3 protein-coding genes and 1 pseudogene are annotated in these 4,799 nt (G+C 67.8%); 1 reads left to right on the top strand and 3 read right to left on the bottom strand.

Translation table 11 applies throughout. From position 1 onward, the window contains the following. Together KZA10_RS08160 and putP are read right to left on the bottom strand one after the other, a co-directional pair. Positions 1-318: pseudogene (locus KZA10_RS08160) on the bottom strand (IMP dehydrogenase); the annotation flags it as partial. Further along, complete coding sequence (gene putP, locus KZA10_RS08155; RefSeq protein WP_218682615.1) at positions 291-1,793, bottom strand: sodium/proline symporter PutP; 1,503 nt, start codon at positions 1,791-1,793, stop codon at positions 291-293. The pseudogene KZA10_RS08160 and the gene putP, both read right to left, overlap by 28 nt. Before the next feature lie 151 nt (positions 1,794-1,944). Here putP and KZA10_RS08150 point away from each other — a divergent pair, with 151 nt between their 5' ends. Further along, positions 1,945-4,479: an RNA helicase gene (locus tag KZA10_RS08150; RefSeq protein WP_218682614.1), complete on the top strand. Its 2,535-nt coding sequence runs from the start codon at positions 1,945-1,947 to the stop codon at positions 4,477-4,479. Here the strand turns inward: KZA10_RS08150 and KZA10_RS08145 are convergent. Further along, positions 4,457-4,799: ATP-binding cassette domain-containing protein (locus tag KZA10_RS08145; protein ID WP_218682613.1), on the bottom strand; the 343-nt coding region annotated here is incomplete at its 5' end. The two genes, KZA10_RS08150 and KZA10_RS08145, sit on opposite strands and share 23 nt — an antisense overlap.

Below are 4,799 nucleotides of genomic sequence, written 5' to 3'. Positions count from 1 at the left end.
CGCCATCGGCGCGTGGATGCCGAGGGTCGCGCGGGTGGTCGATGCCGCTCCCCCGCCGAAGCCGACGAGCACGCCGGCGGCTCCCGTGCGCATCAGGTGCAGGGCAGCGGTGTAGGTCGCCGCACCGCCCACGATGACGGGGACGTCGAGGTCGTAGATGAACTTCTTGAGGTTGAGGGGCTCTGCCACGCTCGACACGTGCTCGGCCGACACCGTGGTGCCGCGGATCACGAACAGGTCGACGCCGGCGGCTGCGACGGTGTCGTAGAACTCCTGGGTGCGCTGGGGGGTCAGGGACCCGGCGACGGTGACGCCTGATCCAGCAGGAGTTCACCGACACCGGCGTCATGCTGGATCTCATCGTCGTGCCGGTAGGTGACCAGGCTCACACCGACCGCCGCGATCAGGGCGAACACGAAGGCGGGAAGCAGTTCGTAGAGCCCGGTGTCGAGCGCCTTCCAGATGAACACCGTCGCGGCACCGACGAACATGCCTGCCAGCGCACCCCAGTTGGTGAGCTTGCGCCAGTAGAGGCTGAGCAGGATGACGGGCCCGAATGCGGCGCCGAATCCCGCCCACGCGAACGACACGAGTCCGAGGATCGTGTCGTTCGGCGTGATCGCCAGCACCGCCGCGATGATCGCGACGCCGAGGACCCCGAGTCGCCCCATCAGCATGAGGGTCTTCTGCGAGGGCGGCGTGCGCCGGAACACGCCGTACAGGTCTTCGACGAGCGCCGAGGAGCAGACGATCAGCTGGCTGGAGATCGTGCTCATGATCGCGGCGAGCACGGCCGCGAGCACCAGGCCGGCGACGAACGGATGCAGCAGCGTCTGCGACATGAGAAGCACGACGGTCTCGGGGTTGGCGAGGTCGATGCCCGTCTTGGCGATGTAGGCGAGGCCCACGAGACCCGACAGCACAGCGCCCCCGAGGGAGACGACCATCCAGGAGATGCCGATGCGTCGGGCGCTCTTCGCCTCCTGCGGCGAGCGCAGAGCCATGAACCTCACGATGATGTGCGGCTGTCCGAAGTACCCGAGACCCCAGGCGAGGGAGGAGACGATGGCGAGGACGGTGCCTCCGGTGAGGGCCGTCCCGGAGAGCATCGAGAGGTGGTCCGGCGCGACCTCGTCGATCAGCGCGCCCGTCTCGGCCAATCCACCGATGGCGACGATCGCCGCCACGGGGATCACGATCAGCGCGATCACCATCATGAGTCCCTGCACGACGTCGGTCAGCGACGCTCCGAGGAACCCGCCGAAGAGCGTGTACGCGAGGGTGACACCTGTCACCAGCAGCATGCCGGTGAGATAGTCGCCGTCGAACGAGCTCTCGAAGAAGACGCCGCCGGCCACCATGCCCGAGGAGATGTAGAGGGTGAAGAACACGAGGATGACGACGCCGGACACCACGCGGAGCAGTCGCGTCGTGTCGCGGAGCCGATTCTCGAAGAAGCTCGGCACCGTGATGGAGTTGCGCGACACCTGCGTGTATGCGCGAAGACGGGGCGCGACGAGCAGCCAGTTCAGGTAGGCGCCGATCGTGAGGCCGATCGCGATCCACGCCTCGATGAGACCGGACACGTAGATCGCCCCCGGGAGACCCATCACGAGCCAGCCCGACATGTCGGAGGCGCCGGCACTGAGCGCGGCCACCCACGGCGGGAGGTTCCGACCGCCGAGCATGTAGTCCTCGTGATCGCCGGTTCGCCGGAAGGCGATCCAGCCGATGAGCAGCATCCCCGCGAAGTACAGTGCGAGTGCTGCGAACGTGAAGATCTGGTCGGGCATCGTCGTCCCCTCTGGGCGGTGCGGTCACCGCTCCGTGGTCCGTCGATGATGCCACGGGGAGAGTGGCGCCACCTACGAAAGCCGCGTGAATATACCGGCTCAGAATGCCCCGGGCGCGACCGTCGCGGGCGGATGGGATGATCGAGGGACCATGACTTCCACTCCGCGGCTCGATCCCGCCCTCGTTCCGGACGCCGCGGATCCGGATGCCGTCTACCTCGCGTTCGTCGAATGGGCGGAGTCCACCGGCATCAGCCTCTACCCCGCGCAGGACGAGGCGGTCATCGAGATCGTCTCCGGCAACAACCTGATCCTCTCGACCCCCACCGGCACGGGGAAGTCGCTCGTCGCGATCGGCGCGCACTTCAGCGCCCTCGTCGCCGGACGCCGCAGCTACTACACCGCGCCGATCAAGGCGCTCGTGAGCGAGAAGTTCTTCGCGCTGGTCGACGTGTTCGGCGCGGAGAACGTCGGCATGGTCACGGGCGACTCCTCCGTGAACGCCGATGCCCCGATCATCTGCTGCACGGCGGAGATCCTCGCGAACCTCTCGCTGCGCCAGGGCACCGATGCCGACGTCGGTCAGGTCGTGATGGACGAGTTCCACTTCTACGCCGACCCCGACCGCGGCTGGGCATGGCAGGTGCCCCTGCTCGAGCTGCCGCAGGCCCAGTTCATCCTGATGTCGGCGACTCTCGGCGACGTGACAGAGCTCGCGACCGATCTCACCCGGCGCACCGGTCGCGAGACGGCGACCGTGACCGGTGTCGAGCGTCCCGTCCCCCTGCACTTCTTCTATGAGACGACGCCGATCCACGAGACCATCGATGACCTGCTGAGCACGGGGCAGGCACCGATCTACGTCGTGCACTTCTCTCAGGCCGCGGCGATGGAGCGGGCCCAGGCGCTCTCCAGCACGAAGGTCGCCACTCGCGAGCAGCGTGACGAGATCGCGGCGCTGATCGCCGAGTTCCGCTTCACGACCGCGTTCGGCAAGACCCTCTCCCGCTTCCTGCGCGCGGGGATCGGCGTGCACCACGCCGGCATGCTGCCGAAGTACCGACGACTGGTCGAGCAGCTCGCCCAGCGCGGACTGCTGCGCGTGATCTGCGGCACCGACACCCTCGGCGTGGGCATCAACGTGCCGATCCGCACCGTGCTGCTCACCGCGCTCACGAAGTTCGACGGCACCAGGATGCGGCAGCTGAACGCCCGCGAGTTCCATCAGATCGCCGGTCGCGCAGGACGTGCGGGCTACGACACCGCCGGCACGGTGGTTGCACAGGCGCCCGAGCACGAGAGCGAGAACGTCGCGGCCGTGAAGAAGGCCGGCGACGACCCGAAGAAGAAGCGCAAGATCGTCCGCAAGAAGGCGCCGGACGGGTTCGTGTCGTGGGGAGAGCCCTCCTTCCGCAAGCTCATCGACGCCGTGCCGGAGACCCTGACCTCGCACATGCAGATCACCAGCGCGATGATGCTCAACGTGATCGCCCGTGGCGGCGATGTGTTCGCGAATATGCGTGCGCTGGTATACGACAACCATGAGCCGCGGAAGCGCCAACGCGAGCTCGCGATCAGGGCCATCGGCATCTACCGCACGCTCCGCGAATCGGGCATCGTCGAGAAGACCCCGGAGGGAGACGTCCGCCTCACGGTCGATCTGCAGCCGAACTTCGCCCTCAACCAGCCGCTGTCGCCGTTCGCCCTGGCCGCCTTCGAGCTGCTCGACCCCGATCCCTCCGCCGGCACTGGTACCGGTTCGTATGCGCTCGACATGATCTCGATCGTGGAGTCGACGCTCGATGATCCGCGCGCGGTGCTGAGCCAGCAGGAGTTCCAGGCCCGCGGCGAAGCGGTCGCGGCGATGAAGGCCGAGGGCATCGAGTACGACGAGCGCATGGAGCTGCTCGAGCAGATCACCTACCCGAAACCGCTCGACGAGCTGCTGACCGCGACGTTCGAGACCTTCAGCGCGGCGCAGCCCTGGATCCGCGACTTCGAGCTGCACCCCAAGTCGGTCGTGCGCGACATGTACGAGCGCGCCATGTCGTTCGGGGAATATGTCGCGTACTACAAGATCGCGCGCTCCGAGGGCGTGGTGCTGCGCTACCTTTCCGACGCCTACCGGGCGGCCTCGCAGACCATCCCGGAGGAGTTCAAGGACGAGGATCTGCGCGACCTGATCGAATGGCTCGGCGAGCTCGTGCGACAGGTCGACTCCAGCCTGCTCGACGAGTGGGAGGAGCTGATCGCCGGCGTCGACAACGGGCGCTTCGATCCGCACGCGCCCGACGAGCCGATCGTCCCGCCCGCGCCCAAGCGCCTCACGAGCAACATCCGCGCGTTCCGCATCCTGGTGCGCAACGAGCTGTTCCGCCGCGTGCAGCTCGCCGCGAGGGAAGACGTGGACGCGCTGGCCGAGCTCGATCCGGGCTTCGGCGCCGACGCCTGGTCCGATGCCCTCGACGGGTACTTCGCCGACCACGACGAGATCCTCACCGGTGCCGATGCCCGCAGCTCGAAGCTGCTGATCCTCACCGAGGGCGCCACCTCCTGGAGCGTGCGGCAGATCTTCGACGACCCCGCCGGCGATCACGACTGGGGCATCACCGCGACGATCGACCTCGCCGACTCCGACGACGCAGGTCAGGCCGTCGTCACGGTCACCGGAGTGGACCGGCTGTAGCCGCAGCCTCCTCGCGCTCCACACCTTCTCTCTCCACACCGACCACCCGTCCGAATCTCCCCAGCGTCTCCCGCCGGTGGGAGGCGGCGATGACCGTCCCGTCGAAGTCCTCGAGCACATCGGAGATGATGCGCTCCGATTCGGCATCCAGGCTCGCGGTGATCTCGTCGACGATGAGCACCCTCGGCTCCCGGCACAGCGCACGAGCCAGTGCCAGCCGCGCACGCTGACCACCGGAGAGACGCACCCCGTGCTCGCCGAGGTCGTCGTCGAGGGTGATCCAGCCGTCGGCGCCCACCCGCGTGAGCGCGCGACGCAGC

Origin of the sequence: Microbacterium sp. BF1, assembly GCF_019279095.1 — a bacterium.
Lineage (GTDB): Bacteria > Actinomycetota > Actinomycetes > Actinomycetales > Microbacteriaceae > Microbacterium > Microbacterium maritypicum.
The sequence above is the reverse complement of the archived record's forward strand: the minus strand, read 5'-3'. Positions and strand labels throughout refer to the sequence as shown.